The following is a 17,006-nucleotide window of genomic DNA, read 5'->3' on the forward strand; positions in this document are numbered from 1 at the left end:
GAGGGGTTAAGGAGTAGATCAGTATGAGTCAAATCATTCCAGGATTAACACGTCGTCGTGCGCTGTATTTAATGGGAGGAGTTGCAGGTGGTTTAACGCTTCATGCCTGCACTCAACCTCCTCAGACCAGTTCTTCTCCTGCTGCTTCTGCTGAAGCGTCTCCTACAGAACCTGTTAAAGCAGCTAACGGTAGCACCCTTTGGATTGGCTACACCCCACTCTACATTGCCATTGAGAAGGGCTTCTTTAAAGAAGGAGGGCTTGACCTGGAGCACAAGGTCTTTAGCTCCACAGGAGAAGGAAATGCCGCCCTGGCAGCGGGACGAATTCAAAGCATTAACAACGTGACCTCTGAAACCGTTGCTTTTGCCGCGAAGGGTCAAGATTTTCGGATTGTCCAGGTGGCGGACACCTCCTTGGGGGGTGATGGCATTCTGGCACGCAACAGTGTTGCAGATATCGCGGATTTCAAAGGACGCAACGTTGCCGTTGAAATCGGTAGTGTGAGCCACTTCTTCTTGTTGCAAGTGCTTCAGGAAGCAGGCTTAACCGGAGATGACGTTGAGATCACTAACGTCACCCCTGATGCAGCAGCAGCAGCATACACCTCTGGTAAGGTAGACATTGCGGTCACCTATTCTCCTTTCTTGAAGCAAGCCAATGATGCTCAAAGTGATGGACGCATCATCTACGACACCTCTAAAATGCCAACGGCGATCGTGGATGTATACATCTTCAGCACTCAATTTGTACAAGAAAATCCACAAGCAACACAGGCATTTGTGAACGGCATCTTTAAAGCGCAAGAGTTTTTACAAACAAACAAAGATGAAGCGTTAGCGATCGCCGGTCGAATGCTCCAACTCACACCAGAAGAAGTTGAAGTAGAGCTTAAAGGGGTTGGCTTAACCAACGTTGAGGACAACGTTAAAATGATGGATGACCCTAACAGCGGCATTTATTTGGTTGACCACATGGAATCGTTGGGGCAGTTCTTGAAAGAGCAAAATCAGATCCCAGAAGCTCTCACAGCTGATAGTTTAAAAGCATTAGTTGACCCCACTTTTGTTAAGGCAGCCCAAACAACGTGAGTATCAAAGTTTGCGATCGCTGGTTTACCACGGAACGGATCAGTGACGGCTTATATCTGATCACTGAACCTCACTATTACTGGTATAACCGAGCCAACCTGTGGTTGATTAAAGGTCAACACCAGGATTTGTTGATCGATACTGGGTTGGGGGTGTCCAGTCTGCGACACCACATCGCCGAACTGGTTGACAAACCCCTACTGGCGATCGCCTCTCACATTCACTTTGATCACTCTGGAGGAATGCACGAGTTTGACCATCGTGCCATCCACGCGGCTGAAGCAGATGCATTGCGATCGGGAGACAACTACGAGGCACTGTGTACACCAGAGCAGGGGTGGGTGCTCGAAGAGCACTTTGAGCAGTTGCCCCATGAAGGGTTTACCGTTACAGAATACAAACTCCACGCCGCAGAGCCAACCCACATTTTGCATGAGGGGGATGTGCTGGATCTGGGCGATCGCACCTTTGAAGTGTTGCATTTACCGGGGCACTCCCCTGGTTGCATTGCCCTCTATGACCCCAAAGCGCAAGATCTGTTTTCGGGCGATGTGATCTACGATGGTGAGTTGCTGGATGAACTGCATTGCAGTCACATTCCCACCTACATTCAAACCTATGAACGGTTGCAAACGCTGCCTGTAGAAACCGTCTATCCAGGGCACTATCGCGTGTTTGGGCAAGAACGCTATCACCAAATCATGGCAGAGTATTTAGACGCTCGACGCAAGCCCGGATGCCCTGCTGAGGTGTTGCCGCAATCTGTCAAACCCTGATTCAACGTGAATTCGGGATAAGGATTTCGGCGGTTAAAACCGCCGCTATCGGAGCAAAACCGACCCGCGTCGGTTCGTCAAATCCTGCACTTTCCGGAGTCCGCATCGGCAGACTTCGCTCTAATAGCCGCGAATTCATTCGCTGGGTTCTTAAACCGAACTGACGTTAATTCAGTGCTCAACCCAAACAACCATTAATCTGATCCCGTTGTATTTGCAACGCAGATTTAACGCGCTCATACTCTGCTACCACTTGAGTAATGTGTTGCTGGGTCACGCTCTCATGGGTCTGTTCTAACTGTTTACAGAGTTGTGCTAATTTTGTTGCGCCAAAGGTTGCACTACTCGATTTTAGAGTGTGGGCGGTGCGCTTTAGAGTTGTGATGTCATTGTGTCGATTCGCAGTTTTCAGCGTATTTAATAACTTTGGAGCTTCTTCTAAAAAACAATTGATCAACTCTCCTAAGACTTCACTGGTGATGCCTCCCATCTCTTCACCAAAGGCGATCAGAATATCTTGATCAATAACATTGGCATAGGTTTCAGCAGCGGCGATCGCCGAGCGAGTTTGAGATACCTGTTGATAACACTGTTTGAGGGCTTGAGTCAGCTTTTCGGTGCGAATGGGTTTGCTCAGATAGTCATCCATACCAGCGGCTAAACACTCTTCGCGATCGCCCCGCATGGCATTTGCTGTGACGGCAATGATATAAGGACGGTCATGGGATTTCCATCGCTGATGAATTTGTTGAGTAGCCGTTAAACCATCCATCTCCGGCATCTGAACATCCATCAACACCACGTCATAGTGTTGAGCAGACAGAGCCTCTAATACCTCTAACCCGTTGTTAACAATGTCTGCTTGATAGCCGATGCGTTGCAACAAGCGCAGCAAGACTTTTTGATTCACAGCATTATCTTCTGCGATCAAAATGTGGAGCGGTGCCTGCTCCGCTAAGTTGAGATTGGGTTGAGCGATCTTTGACCTGGCATCGGTAACCTGTGATTCGGTTCCAAACAGGTCAATGAGCATCGCGTAAAACTGCGCCTGACGAATGGGTTTGTTTAACAAACTCACACCAGATGGAGGAGGAGGTAGCGATTCGCCTACCCTGGAATGCGTCTGGGTCAGCAACACAAGCGGCATGGCGTGCTGTGTGGCGTGCTGTCGGATAGCCGCAATCAGAGCAGTTCCATCCATATCAGGCATATGACTATCAATCAAAGCAGCATCAACCGGAGGGTGCTGGTCTAGCTGGCGCAGTGCCTCTGCTCCAGATGTAGCCGTGCAGACAGTGACGCCCCATTGCTGCGCTTGATAGGTGAGGTTTTGCAGATTCACACGGTTGTCATCGACAATCAACAACCGCTTTCCATTAAAGGAGGCTGAACGAGAACACAAATGGACTGAAGCAGACTGATTGGAGCCAGATGGGATTGCCTCAACCACAATCGAGAAATGAAACGTAGACCCCCGTCCCACTTCACTCTCGACCCAAACCCGACCACCCATCATCTCGGTCAACCGTTGACTGATCGCTAACCCCAACCCTGTGCCGCCATAAGTGCGACTGATGGAGGAATCAACCTGCGAAAAGGGCTGAAACAGGCGATCGAGGCGATCGGAGGGAATGCCCACACCCGTATCCTGCACTGTAAACCGAATGGCATAGCAGTCGGGTTGATCTTGCTTGGGCTGATGTTGCAGAGGACGCGCCACCACAGCAACGCTGACTTGCCCGGCATTGGTAAATTTGACGGCATTGGCTAACAGATTTACCAGAATTTGCTGTAGGCGGGTCACGTCGCCCATGATGATTTGAGGAACGCCAGGTTCAACCAGGTAAGCAAGTTCTAGTCCTTTTTCAAGGGCTTTTGAGGCGAGCAGATCGATCGCCCCTTCGACACAGGCTCGCAGATCAACCGGATTAGCTTCTAATTCCAATTTGCCGGCTTCAATTTTTGAGAAGTCGAGGATATCGTTGATGATCGTCAGCAACGTATCCCCGCTACCCCGAATCGTTTCCACAAAATCGCGTTGTTGCGGGGTCAGGTCTGTCTCCAGCAGCAGACTGGTCATCCCGATCACCCCATTCATTGGCGTACGGATTTCGTGGCTCATGGTTGCCAAAAAATTGCTCTTGGCGCGATTGGCTGCTTCAGCTTCGCCACGGGCTTGTTCCAGGGCAATGTTTTTTAGCGTCAACTCTTCGCGTTGCTGCTCTAGAGCGGATTCTGCCTGTTTGCGATCGGTGATATCAAAAATCACCCCATCCAGCCACAACAGGTTGCCGTGCTCATCCAGAACACAGCGTCCCTTTTCGTAGACCCACCGCACACTCCCATCTGCGTGAATCATGCGATATTCCAGGGCATAGGGTTGGCGATCGATCAGGCTTTGCTCGATGGCGCGATCGAGTTTGCTGACATCGTCGGGGTGTTCAATATCGATGAACGATCGCACCCGATTGTCGATGAAATCAGAAGCGGGGTAGCCACAGATTTGCTCGATCGCATCACTGACAAACTTTGCGGCTCCAACGGGGTCGGCGTTCGGATCATAGGTATGACGGAACACCGCTCCGGGTAGGTTAGATACCAGCGATCGAAATCGTTCTTCACTCTGGCGCAGGGCTGCCTCAATTTGAATGCGCTCGGTAAAGTCGGTGATGATGGTATCAACCCGAATGGCGTTGCCCTCATCATCCTCAATCAAACGGGCGCGATCGCGCACCCAACGAATATCTCCATCGGGTCTGAGGATGCGGTATTCCACATCGTGACCCCGCGTTTGCCGCAGGCTATAGCTGGCAGCAACGACCTGTTGGCGATCGTCAGGGTGGACAAGCTTGAGCCACAAATTTGGGTCAGCCAAAAAATCTTCAATGGGTCGCCCATACAGCAATTCCGCATTAGGGCTGTAATAGAGAATGTCGCCTGTCTCCGCAGAAACCGACCAGACCACATCGGCAAGAGAGTTGAGGATGCTGTTTAGCTGTTCGCGGTTTTGGCGCAGGGCAGCTTCAATTTTTTTGCGATCGCTAATATCGCGCGTATTCACCACAATGCCCTGGACATGGGGATTGTCGAGTTGATTACTGCCCATCGACTCCAGATAGACCCAGCAGCCATCGGCATGTCGCCAGCGATATTCAATGCAGGTTGAGTCACCCACCGTTTGGGTTAACGCCTGAAAGGCACTTTGAGCCTCTGCCACATCATCAGGATGCATCCAATCAAAGGCACAGCGACCTAAAAACAAGTCAGAAGGGTAGCCTAGAATCCGCTCAGTGGAAGGGCTTTGATAGATAACTGTGGCATCTGCTGCCAGAATAGTAATGATGTCAGAAGCGTTTTGAACGAGCGATCGAAAGGGTTCCTCCGGGGGTTGTGGCGTCTCCTCCAGAGGTTGGCGTATCGCCTCCGGGATACTCGCCTCTGACGGCACACTCGCCTCTTCTGGCTCGATTTCACTGATGTCTTGCACTGAAAACAGCGCGTAAAACCCAAACCCATCGGGAGCAGGCAACGCCGTTACCGTTGTACTTTGCTTGCGCTGGTTGCCATTGGGCAAGATTGCCGGAATTAGATGTTGATACGTTTCCCCTGTGAAGGTAACTGTTGTGCCCTCAGTAAAGACTTGCTGTAAGGCTCTGGCGTAATCTGGAAACTGAAAATGGGTAAAGTAGCTACGAATATCTTTACCCTCGATGCGGCGTTTGGTGATGGTTGTCCATTGTTGTAAGCAGCGATTCCAAAAGGCAACCGTAAAATCCTGCCGCAGGATAAATGCTCCAATCGGCAGATAATCTAGCAAATTATAGGTTTGCTCAATCGTTTGAACGTTACTCATACAGGTTGCCGAATGGCTGTATCAAAGCCAGCAGAAATAATATAGCTTTGGTCAGAAAGCTTCAGGCAAAGGCAATGGCTCAACCCCGATGCTGGGAAAGCTTCCTGACTCACCTCCGCCCCATCGAATATGGCTACAGCTACAACGACGCCACTTTAAAGCGTAAAGATTAAAATCTTTGCAAGCTGATTTGATACTCATCGCTTACCGTAATCTCTGCCTGATTGTATAACCCTAGTCACTAGGCTTTAGACGGGATGCAGGGATTAAAAACCCCATTTCTGGGGGACAGCCCTAACACTCCCTCTGTCCTAACTTAAATGGCGATCGCTACATTAGCTTCGTTGGTTTTGCCTAATTATCTCTGACTTGCGACTGAATTCTTAGAAACGCGAATTAAATAACGTGGGCAAATTTCTTGCTGTAAGGGTTTGGCAATGCCACACCCCGCAAAAAAATTGCATTTTATTTAATTCATAACCCTTAGTACAACTCGTCGTAAATAACGTCAGTTCGGTTTAAGAGCCCGGCGAATGAATTCGCGGCGACTCGAGCCAAGTCCGCCGACGCGGACTCCGGAAAATCCAGGTTTGACGAACCGACGCAGGTCGGTTTTGCTCTTATAGCGGCGGTTTTAACCGCCGAAATCCTTATCCCGAATTCACGTTAAATAAGGGTGGGAATCTGGGGTGCAGGGGTGGAATCCCTGGCTGGGGGCATAGCCCCCCACCCCCCTGGTTTTATTTCCAAACCCTATCTGTGAATAGCAGTACTTAACTTTGAAATGCCCCTGGTAATATGCTGCCCTGTTTTAACGGATGAGCGGCTCCTGGATCAGGAGTATACCGCTCAATTTTAGAGCCGACAAAAGTATTTGTGTTTTGCCAGCCTATCTCTTATTCAACTCTGCCAGTTGTGGATAGCCCCTGTACAATCACCGATGGCGTAAAGCAGGAGCCATTCCAGTCAGCATCCTCGCCCAGTTCTACCAAATTTTTGAGGGCAGTGTAGACATTCCCTGCCACCATCGTATCCTTTACCCGCCCGACAACTTCCCCATTGTGAACGCGATACCCCAGATCCACATTGACAGAAAATTCTCCAGAAATACTGGCACTGCCGCCCAACATCTGATCCACGATGATGCCCTGTTTGAGGGAACCAATGAGTTCCATGAGGGATTTGAATCCGGGTTGAATCAGTAGATTAAACAAACCGGGAGTGGGGTAACTGCCCAGACCGGGGCGAAATCCGTTGCCCGTGGTGCCACTGCCTAACGCCTTACCAATCGTGCGATCGGTGTAAAACAGTTGCAACACACCATCTTTGATGAAGGTAATGGGCTGTGTTGGGGTGCCTTCATCGTCAAACGGACAGCTAAACGGTCCAGCGTCAGGTTGTTGATAGATCGTCAGAGCAGAGGCTGTCACGGGTTCACCCAGGCGATCGCTCCAGGGAGAAGCCCGCTCGATCACCTGTTTGCCGTTGAGAGCCGCCTGCACCGTTCCCCACAACATATCAGCAGCCTTAGCCGTAAACAACACAGGCACCTTGCCAATTGGGGGAGCCGTGTTCTTTTCTGCCCATCGTAGACGTTGCACGATCTGTTGCGCCAGAGCAACAGGGTCAAGGCGACCGCGTTGAGTTTGCCCATCCGAGACGCTCAAAAAATCGTCACCCCGCACCCACTCTGCCCCTAAAAAGCAACTCAATGTGGTGTCGGTATAGCCACAGTCTAAGCCTTTAGAGTTAATCAGACGGGTGGTTTCGACATCACATTCCCACTCTGCCGAACACAGGCTCTCAGGATAGGCTTCTCGCACGAGAGCGATCGCCTCTTTGCCCCATGCGACCAACTGTTCAACGGGGACCGCCTCTCCCAGGTCAGGGTAAGTAGCTTTGGTAGAAGAAGAGAGTTCAATGGTTTCAGGGTCGTTGAGATAGCTGAGGGCGATCGCCCGCTCCACCAGAGCATGAGGTGCAACCGGACCATAGGCAACTGCCAAACCCGGACGACCCTCGCGCCATAGACGCAACGCAATCCCCTCTGCTTGGGAGCTTTCGAGTTGCTTGAGTCGATTTGCCTCAAAAAAAACAGGTCGCGACAAAGACTGCGACTGAAATACCTCCGCTGCCTCTGCCCCTGACTGCATTGCTAATTCCAACAGTTGCTCTGCGAGTACTGCTTGTTGCGAATTGTCAGAAGCCATAAGTCCTATGTGAGGTCAGACATCTTTCACTTAAACCATCTTCGGGGATCAAGGTACATTGCGCTAGAGTTACTTACAGCCGCAACCACGTTCGATGGGCGAAGGTAAGTCAGGAAGTCCTCTCAGAATCAGGGTTTGAGCCATTCGCTTTGTCCGAAGCTTTCTGACTAAAGCTATACCTTGTAAAGTCTTGTAAAGCTTCCTCTGGGATGTGTCCCTGTCTCAAGGCTTTGCCGTTGAAGTTGCAGCCACAGAACCAAACCCGACTGCATCGGCTATTCACATCCCAATCATTTGAAATCCCAATCATTTGAAATCAGGACGAGAGCACGCTGCGGCGTTACTTTACGCCAGATCAAACTCTCGCATTAACCAGAAGCCCGTAAATTCCTCCACTTGAGGATTGGCCTGGACTGCCAAAAAGTGAACGCCATTGACCTTTTTTTTAGCCGCTTCAAAAGCTTGTGCTTCTTGCTGCAACTGAGGTTTGGGTAGATTGGCAAGCACCCAGGTATCACTAATTCCGGTTTCGAGCAATAGCCTGAAAGGAGCCTCACTACTCAAGTGTAAGGATGCCAGTTCCAAACCGGACATCCACGCCGCCAGGGGCAGAGCACGGGGCGAAAAGACGATGATGCCCGGAATTGGGTCTGTTGAGTTGATACCTGCGATGTCCAGCGGAAACGCCTCGCCAAAATCAATCTTCCACTCAGGCATATCGGCAAATGCTCCTGCTTCGAGCGTGACAAATGCCCACTGCTGACCAATCAGCGCATCTGGTAGAGGTTGAGGGGGATTGAGGGGGGTATTGACAGAGGGATTACTGCCCGGTTGATAGTTGGGCATGGTGGGATAGACCGTTTCCATTCGTTCTTGAATCCATGCACTGAGTGCCAGCGTGCGACGGCTAGCATAGCCCGGAATACCTGCCTCCTGACATCCTCTGGCAATCATATTCGTCATTTGACGACGAAAAAAGCGAATTTTATCCGGTGGCTTGGGTGCCTGGGCGATCGCCTCTTTGATCGCTTTAGACAACACAACCGAATTGACCTCGGTGTTAGAGCAAAACTGGGAATAGCGAAACAACGAGTCTAACCGCGTATTAATCTCCAGGGGGCTTTCACAAATCAGCACTTCCCAGAGTTTTTTCTGCTGGTCGTCCAACACCGGACGTGAGTAAAAATCTAGTTCCCAAATAACAGGCATGATGTCGTGTGCTCTAAACCTCTATCTCTGATCATAAGGGGAATGGGGAGTCGGAAAGGGGCTTCCGTCACGAGCCCCGTTTAACAATGACGCGAAATGGGTGATCGCTATCACGACAAATCCGGGTCGGCATCACTCAAAATCGCTATTTACATCACGGAACATCCCTCAGTTGCATCACTTCAGGAACGCGGCAAATTTTGAATAATTATTTTGTGACGATATTTTCCCTCTAACTCAACCCCTGGAGACGTTCATGCCGCTTTACGCATTTCTCGCAAGCTTGATTTTGGCTGTTCCCGTGTATGCGGTTTTGTATGCAACCTCGCTGTTTATTCCCATGTATCTCATTTTGCTGACGATCGGGATTGCAGGCTTGAGCTTATTTTTGCAGCGATCCAAGGGATTTTGGTTAGAGGAAGTTTTTAGTTTGATGACGCTGATCGTTGGCACAGCTTGCTTTTTTATCGGGTTTGCGATCGCCCCCCTGTTTGTCCAAATCATTGGTGCGATGGCTATCTTTGCTGTGTTCCAGTTTTATTGGGCAGATGTGCGCGTGGGCTAGACCCATCGTCAGAACAACCCATCCGGCTCAAAACCGGGTGCATCTGACGGTTAGGGGAATGGCCGTTAAAACCGCAGCTATCAGCACAAAACCTCAGTCTGCGTAGGCGACTTCGCTCCAATAGCCGCGAATTCATTCGCCGGGTTCAGTCCCCCAATCACTAGATGCACTCCTTAACGCCTGTATGCCTTGAACCCTTACATCGTGTGCCTACCAGATTACTTCGTCAAGGCTCCATCCCGGACATCATAGATGCACCAATCCTGTAGCCCGTGCTGACTTAGAATCGAGGTCGCGTGCAGCGTCTCACCACCCACCCCACGAACCATTACCAGGGTTGCCCCCTGACTGAGGCGATCGCCAAACAATCGAGCATCGGCTTCTGAGATACCTAAGCCAGTCAAGGCTTGGATGAGGTCAGTGGGTTTGCCAGGAGTCTGAGTGCGGTTCAGGGCAGATGTATCTCCCCCAATCACAAGAAACTGCCCTTGTCCTGGAATCACCAATCGCTGTAAGCCCACCATTAAACCTGTGATGCCGCTTAAAACCGTTCCAGATGAAGAAGCGGTATCTCTAGCAGAGTCATCTAATTGGAGAACAGTCTCGGTATCACGCACCACGACTGAAATCTTGTGCATCGGGAACCGCGCATTTTTCAATGCATTTAATGCCTGCTCCATCAGTTGAGTCGTGACAAACGTCCCCATTAGCCGCTTTTCAGGATAAGCCGATCGCACCGACGGATCACGCAACGGACGACCAGAGGGCATCGGGTTGGGGGGAATAGAGTTTGACGCGAAGCCACTCTCCCCACGAGGCGGCGGTACAGGCGGCATGGCAGGAGGAACCACAGCAGGGCTATCGCTCACTGGTTGAGCGATCGGTTGCGCTGGAGGATACTCCACCACGGGCTGAGAAACCGAGTTGGTTACGGGAGGATCAAGCTGAAGCAGAGTCGCGGCACCTGTAGCAGGTGTATCGTGAACGGCATGGATTGATTTCGCTGGGATAGGTGCCTCTAGAGGACGCTCCAGCGTTTGCGGCACGTCATAAACCCCAAAATCCTGAATCCCATGTTGGTGCAGCATTGCCTCTGCCCGCTGAATCTCTGTGCGAGTCCCCCGCAACAGCACCAAATAATCACCCCGCTCGACGCGATCGCGATACTGCCGTGCCCGATTTTCAGGAACCCCTAACCCAATTAATCCACCGAGCAGACCTCCTGCTGTTGCACCGACTGCTGCTCCTGTCAGAGTTAATGCGCCCACCGCAGCCTCACCGACAAATAGACCAGGTGCTAGCCCAACCAGAGAAGCCAATCCCGGAATCACGATCAATCCCAATCCGGCAGCAAGTCCGGCGGCTCCACCCAACAGACCCAGCGTCAACGCCCCTGCGGTCGCTCCCTGACCTGCTCGATTGCCAAGGTGATTATGCACCGGAACGCCTGCGATCGCGCCTTGTTGTTTGGCGTCTCTCGCAATTACCGTCATGCGTCGCCGAGGAAAACCAGCATCCTGTAAGGTTTGCAGGGCAGATGCAGTGGTCGGGCGATCGGGGAAAATACCAACAGCATGTTGATTCGCAGTTGAGGTCATGGGGTTTCCTCCCAAATCAGGTCAATTCAGAGCAAAATTTTCTCCGAGCCTCGTCTATATCCCTTTTAACGTTTCAAAAATTCAATCGTCATTGATCCAGAGAGGGAATCCGGATAAAGCTAAGCCGAACAATGACAGCACAATCGATCGTCAGGGGTCTTTTGCCCACGACAATGACTTGGCATAAATTGTTCCCCAGAGGAAAGGGACGTCAATTCACGAGTGCGCCGAGGCGCGACCCAATTCCCTCTTCTTATCCCAAATCTGATACCGATTTAATGTTTGATTGTGGCAGATCACTGGGTAGGGGCGTTTCGCGAAACGCCCCTACGGAATCATGTGCAGTGAAGCCAATGCAACTTGGTATGAGTTCGAGATAAGGATCTTGGCGGTTAAAACCGCCGCTACAAGCGCAAAACTGACCTACGTCGGTTCGGCAAACCTTGATTTTCTGTAGTCCGCGTCGGCGGACTCCGCTCCCATAGCCGCAAATTGATTCGCCAGGTGTTTAACCGAATTGACGTTATCCCAATTTGAATTGTGAAGGCGACGAATGCTTGTACGAGTTCGGCAGTGCCAAACCCCTCTCCAACGCTGATTTGCCCATAAAACTCCTGATTACCCTCGACCTCTTTACTCCCGACTCTCTACCGCAGGAGTCGGGGATTGCGGCGGGTTGGGTGTTGCCAGACGACTGTAGGTAACCCAGACCATCATCATCAGCAACACTGTAAGGCTGACTCCCCCAATCGCCAACATACCAACACGGGATGTTAACCAGGTTTTGAGGCTGTCTGGTTCTTGCAAACCAAAGTGCGATCGCGGCACATGCACCAGTTTCCCTGGCTCTACACCGGACGAGGAGGTTGTCTGATTTTGAGTGTAGTAGCGGTGATAGCGGTAATAGCTGTAAGGATGGGTTGTGTAAGCCCGAATGCCGTTTGCCACAATCCCCAAAACGGGAATGGGAGAGATCTTCAGGGCTTCGAGTGCCTGACCCAGGGCAGCGCGATCGGTCTTACCGAGTCCAACAACTAGAATTACTCCATCTGTGTGAGCAGCCAGCAGGTTGCTATCGGCGAAGCCCAGTAGAGGTGGCATGTCGTAGATTACCAGATCAAACTGAGTCCGCACTTGTGCCATCAGGTTTTGCATCCGGCGTGACGAGAGCAGCTTGATTGGGTCAGGGGGAATGGGTCCCGCCGTAATGACGCACAGGTTGTCATCATCGGGCGATCGCTGAATCACCTGTTGCAACGACAGCTCATTTACAATTGCGTTACTCAACCCCCGCAGATTGGGCAAGTCTAAGCGACTATGCAACTGAGGACAGCGCAAATCTGCGTCGATCAGCAACACCCGTTGTCCCATCGCTGCCGCCGCTTTGGCGAGGTGCAAGGATGTTGTCGATTTGCCCTCTCCTGGTGCTGCCGAGCTAATCACCAATGAGCGAATGGGAGTGTCAGAACTGAGAAAGCGGATATTGGCGTAGAACGAGCGGAACGCCTCAAAGAAGGGAGAGGTTCTATAGGATGACGGTTCCGACGTGGTCACTGTTTGAGTCAGGCGATCGCCCCGTTGATACGATGGTTTCCCGTTGTTGCCGAAGTGGGTTTCTGACTCTGAATCAGATGCTACTCCTGCCGGAGCAGCTACTGTTTGCAGGCTCTTGGCAAAGGGAATCACGCCCAGGAGAGGCAATTTAGTAACTGCCTTAATTTCATCAGGCGAGTGAAATACAGAGTCGAGTTTCTCAGCGATCGCTGCCGCAACGGCTCCCAGCAGCAACCCGGCGATCGCCCCCATAGCTAAATTGCGCGGCACATTTGGAGAAATGGGAGTTTGAGGAGTCGCCGGAGCCGATAGCAATTCCCAGGGGGTTGACTTCTGTGCCGCCTCAATTTGCAGCGTTTCGCGAGTGGACAAAAAGCGGTTGAGACTTTCGGTGGCAATCTTCAATTCTCGCTGCAAATCGGTATATTCCCTCGCCAGCGCAGGCACTAGCTCAAACTCTTCTTTGAGGCGTGCCTCTACCTCCACCAGCGCATCACTGCGGGCTTCCAACACTTCCACCTGGTTCGCCGTAGTGACTAATTGTTTACTCAGTTCCAATGAGGTTGGGGTGAGGTTGCTATTCACCCCAGAGCTTGCCTGTTCGCCCAAAATTCGCTCGGCTTCTGCATCTAACAGGGGCAACAGTTCTGCTCGTTTATCCTCTAAAGTGGCGATCGCATAGTGACCGGGCTGCCAGCGAGCCGATTCGACGGCAATTTGGGACTCCACCTCACGAATCTGATTCAGCAGATTTTGATAACGGGGCGATTCACTCAAAGCAGAAGCAGCAAGTGCCTCATCGGGGCTAAAGCCTAACTGATTTTGTAGAGTGCCATAGAGCGATCGCGCCTCACTTAACTGGGTCTGGGTTTCCTGCCGTTGCTTTTCAACGCCGCTAATCAGGCTCGACAGGTCGTTGCCCCGCGATTCGGGGTCAATCAGGCTATATTCCTGCCGAAACTTTTCTAACCGCACTTGCAGCGTATTCACCCGTTCCCGCAGATCAGGCAATTGGCTGTCAACAAACTCGACCCCCTGTTGCAGACTGGTGCGCCGTTCTTCGTAGCTGTAATCGAGGTAAGCATCAGAAACTGCCTCTAACACCGCCTGAATCTTGTCAGGGTCAGTGCCGAGATAGCTCACAGACAACACTTTGGTATCGCGCAATCGGCTAATCACCAAGCCCCCGGCGAGCGAGCCAGAGTTGACATCGGGATACTCGTCCCGCAGTCGCTCGGCAATCGGCTCTAACAGGGCTGGACTCCGCAAGACCTCAATCTGGGTGGAATAGTCAAAGGTGGGTGAGAGCTGAATTTGGCTCTCTTGCAATAACTGCTGAGAGGGATCAGTCTGGCTGACTTCCTCCACCAACACTCGAAATTCACCCCGATAAATGGGGGTGCGCGTTAATGTCCATCCCCAAATGGTTGAGGTGACAGCGATCGCTACACTGGCAATCAGCCATCCCCGCCGCTGCACAATTCTCAAAATTTGAGCAAGGTCCAGGTCTTCCTGTTGATACATCGCTGCAACTGGAGCAGAGACGATCACTGGAGGTCCAGAGTAACCGTTTTGTTGGTGTGACTTAGACGAACGATTTGGATGATTTGACTCAACTGGCATTTTTGACCCAGATTTCGGTAAGTGAAGAGTTCAGGCACTCTCTTTCTTTCTACGGAACGTTCATGTCAGAACAGCAAATTTTTGGAATTGACAGAAAATCCGCGATCGCCTCTACTCAATTACTCACGTTGTTCTCAATCGCCACAAAATGCGCTCATCTTAGCGATCGCCTTAATCGGTGACGACTCGTGGAGTCAGCAACACGGCTCGCCGACTATCCACGATCACTACCGAAAAGTTGCGATCGCTCAGTGTTTGTAACACAGCCGCCGCAGCCGTCAAATCACTCGTATAGGTTGCTAACAAATAGGGACGTTGCTCATAGGACACCAATCCAACCGGAGTGGTAATGACTTGCTGGAGTTGGGTCGCGACTTCTGGGCGGTTGAAATAATCAACCAACACCGCATACCCTGTCCCCAACGCTTGAGGATTGTAGGCCACTCTCGGATCAGTCGCTGGGCCTGGGGTTGGAGTTGCTTGAGGGGCAGGACTGGGAGAAGGTTGTGTGGCTGGAGTGGGAGTGGGTTGAGGAAACGGAGCCGGAGCCAGTTCGCTGGCGGTTGCCCCCGGAGTCGGCTGATTGGCATCAGGCGGTGTTCCCGGAGAGGGAAAGGGTGGCGTCGCTGTTGCGTTAGCGTCAGGCTGAGGCGTCGGAGACTGCGTTGCCTCTGGTGCAACTGGCTGATCGGTTGGAGGGACATTGGCTTCAGGAGGACGTGCCACAAACGCTTGCAATCCGCCAACATCTGATAAAAATTGTGCCCAGGAGTTAGCAACCTCCAGGTCAGTAAAGCCTCCTACACGGGTTACGGTCGTACCGAGATAGTCGCAAACCGTGGTGGTTGTATTGCGTGGGAGGGCTTGAGTTAGTTGATCATGTGCCTGGGGCGATCGATAGACCACCATCAACAAATACTCGTTAGCCGCAGGGGGCGCACACGGAGATTGGGGTTGAGCAACGGCTCCCTGGGCAACTACAACAGCGATCGCCTCTTGATTCACATTCCATCCTACCCCTGTGATTGCAAACGCACTCGCGATCGCCCCACCGATGAATGTAATGTGTGAATTGCTCCGAGCCATACATCCCCCATCCACGTTGATTCACAGGGCATAGCACTGACGGTTTCAGGCTGGGTCAAGCCACATCGTCTATAAGCGAATGCTGCCCACTTGCAAGATTACCTCTTACATCCCCTATTACACCGCACTTGTCAGCGATGCAAGTGGAGTGGGAATCGTGTCAGAGGGAGCCTGAAACTCACCCGTTAACACAAACTCCAGACGCAGTTTGAGCCAGGTAATGAACTGAGGATTCGTAGAAATAATCGCAGCGGCCGGCTGAGGACATTGGGCTTTGATTTGAGCCAATTCAGGAGCTTCTAAAAAAGCCGGTTGAGTGACCAGCCAAAAGTCAATTTCTTTTTCTTGCTCGTGATAGTAACAAGTTCGCTCCCGCAGCACTTCCTCAGTGGGTTCTTCTTCTAACAAGAATTTTTGACTGCTCAGAACGTAGTAGTAGGTTGTCATGATCAAATGTTGAGAATGGATTGAATGGGGTTAAAAATTCTAGAAATTGGGGGCAAAACCAGATAGTTGGGGGCAAAACCGAGAATTACAATTCTCCTCGGATAGCTTGTTTCATCTCACGCACAGCTCGCTCCATACCCACTAGGGCGGCACGGCTGACAATCGTGTGTCCAATATTCAATTCTTCCATGCCATCGAGACAAGCGATCGCATAAACATTCCAATAGGTCAGTCCGTGTCCGGCATTGACTCGTAGACCAGCGGCGATCGCCTGTTGGCATCCTTCCGCTAAAATAGCCAATTCCTTAGCGCGGCTTGCTTCATCCTTCGCTTCGGCATATTGCCCGGTGTGCAACTCAATAAATTGAGCTTTGACCGCCGCAGAAGCGGCAATTTGGTCAGGATCAGCATCAATAAACAGGCTCACGGGAATGCCTGCACTCTGGAGGCGATCGACCACATCAGCCATGCGCTTTTTCTGACCCAGGATGTCCAGTCCACCTTCGGTGGTGACCTCTTCACGCCGCTCTGGAACGAGTGTCACATAGTCGGGGTGAATGTCGAGGGCGATCGCCACCATTTCGTCCGTTGCCGCCATCTCCAAATTGAGATGAGTACGTACCGTTTGCCGGAGCAGGCGCACATCCCGGTCTTGAATGTGTCGCCGATCTTCCCGCAGATGCACTGTAATGCCATCGGCCCCAGCCAACTCTGCTAACACTGCCGCGGCTACCGGATCAGGCTCTACGGTTCGTCGTGCCTGCCGAATCGTTGCAATGTGGTCAATATTTACGCCTAAGGTTGGCACTCTCTGCTCCTTCGCCTGCCAAAAATGACACGTTTCTAATCATATAGCAATCTTTAAGGGGTTCAGATGTGGATATTTGGGAGAAAAATGGCAAATGGTCATTGGTCAATTGTTAATCGTCAGTTGTCAATGGTCAGTTGTCGTTAGTTATTGGTCAATCGTTAATCGTCAATGGTCAATGGTCAA

The 17,006-nt window shown here is 51.4% G+C and carries 13 protein-coding genes; 4 read left to right on the plus strand and 9 right to left on the minus strand.

Annotated features, from left to right (window positions below; all coding sequences use genetic code 11):
• The first annotated feature begins 23 nt into the window (after positions 1–23).
• Positions 24–1,091: an ABC transporter substrate-binding protein gene (locus H6G89_RS30840; protein WP_190513854.1), complete on the plus strand. Its 1,068-nt coding sequence runs from the start codon at positions 24–26 to the stop codon at positions 1,089–1,091.
• Positions 1,088–1,867: an MBL fold metallo-hydrolase gene (locus tag H6G89_RS30845; protein WP_190513855.1), complete on the plus strand. Its 780-nt coding sequence runs from the start codon at positions 1,088–1,090 to the stop codon at positions 1,865–1,867. The genes H6G89_RS30840 and H6G89_RS30845 overlap by 4 nt, the downstream gene beginning before the upstream one ends.
• A 1-nt stretch (position 1,868) precedes the next feature.
• On the opposite strand, the gene H6G89_RS30850 is transcribed toward H6G89_RS30845, so the two are convergent.
• Together H6G89_RS30850 and H6G89_RS30855 are read right to left on the minus strand one after the other, a co-directional pair.
• Positions 1,869–2,006: a hypothetical protein gene (locus tag H6G89_RS30850; protein ID WP_190513856.1), complete on the minus strand. Its 138-nt coding sequence runs from the start codon at positions 2,004–2,006 to the stop codon at positions 1,869–1,871.
• Between the two features lie 39 nt (positions 2,007–2,045).
• Positions 2,046–5,720, minus strand: coding sequence for a PAS domain-containing hybrid sensor histidine kinase/response regulator (locus H6G89_RS30855; protein WP_190513857.1), 3,675 nt, complete (start codon positions 5,718–5,720; stop codon positions 2,046–2,048).
• A 47-nt stretch (positions 5,721–5,767) separates the two neighbouring features.
• On the opposite strand from H6G89_RS30855, the gene H6G89_RS36015 reads away from it, so the two are divergent.
• Complete coding sequence (locus H6G89_RS36015) at positions 5,768–5,893, plus strand: hypothetical protein (protein WP_255519555.1); 126 nt, start codon at positions 5,768–5,770, stop codon at positions 5,891–5,893.
• 723 nt (positions 5,894–6,616) lie between these two features.
• On the opposite strand, the gene H6G89_RS30860 is transcribed toward H6G89_RS36015, so the two are convergent.
• Positions 6,617–7,930, minus strand: coding sequence for a TldD/PmbA family protein (locus H6G89_RS30860; protein ID WP_190513858.1), 1,314 nt, complete (start codon positions 7,928–7,930; stop codon positions 6,617–6,619).
• A gap of 345 nt (positions 7,931–8,275) precedes the next feature.
• Positions 8,276–9,139: a Tab2/Atab2 family RNA-binding protein gene (locus H6G89_RS30865; RefSeq protein ID WP_190513859.1), complete on the minus strand. Its 864-nt coding sequence runs from the start codon at positions 9,137–9,139 to the stop codon at positions 8,276–8,278.
• 256 nt (positions 9,140–9,395) lie between these two features.
• Between H6G89_RS30865 and H6G89_RS30870 the strand changes: the two genes are divergently transcribed.
• Positions 9,396–9,704: a hypothetical protein gene (locus tag H6G89_RS30870; protein ID WP_190513860.1), complete on the plus strand. Its 309-nt coding sequence runs from the start codon at positions 9,396–9,398 to the stop codon at positions 9,702–9,704.
• 218 nt (positions 9,705–9,922) lie between these two features.
• Here H6G89_RS30870 and H6G89_RS30875 read toward each other — a convergent pair whose 3' ends face one another.
• From H6G89_RS30875 to H6G89_RS30895, 5 genes are all read right to left on the minus strand, one after another.
• Complete coding sequence (locus tag H6G89_RS30875) at positions 9,923–11,302, minus strand: hypothetical protein (RefSeq protein WP_190513861.1); 1,380 nt, start codon at positions 11,300–11,302, stop codon at positions 9,923–9,925.
• A 633-nt stretch (positions 11,303–11,935) separates the two neighbouring features.
• On the minus strand, positions 11,936–14,479 hold the full coding sequence (locus H6G89_RS30880; RefSeq protein WP_190513862.1) for a GumC family protein: 2,544 nt from the start codon (positions 14,477–14,479) through the stop codon (positions 11,936–11,938).
• A 171-nt stretch (positions 14,480–14,650) separates the two neighbouring features.
• Positions 14,651–15,565 (minus strand): hypothetical protein, encoded by a 915-nt coding sequence (locus H6G89_RS30885; protein WP_190513863.1) that lies wholly within the window; start codon positions 15,563–15,565, stop codon positions 14,651–14,653.
• A 117-nt stretch (positions 15,566–15,682) separates the two neighbouring features.
• Positions 15,683–16,012, minus strand: coding sequence for an MgPME-cyclase complex family protein (locus tag H6G89_RS30890; RefSeq protein WP_190513864.1), 330 nt, complete (start codon positions 16,010–16,012; stop codon positions 15,683–15,685).
• 85 nt (positions 16,013–16,097) lie between these two features.
• On the minus strand, positions 16,098–16,820 hold the full coding sequence (locus H6G89_RS30895) for a pyridoxine 5'-phosphate synthase (RefSeq protein ID WP_190513865.1): 723 nt from the start codon (positions 16,818–16,820) through the stop codon (positions 16,098–16,100).
• Positions 16,821–17,006: the final 186 nt, after the last annotated feature.

The sequence above is a fragment of the Oscillatoria sp. FACHB-1407 genome, from assembly GCF_014697545.1.
Lineage (GTDB): Bacteria > Cyanobacteriota > Cyanobacteriia > Elainellales > Elainellaceae > FACHB-1407.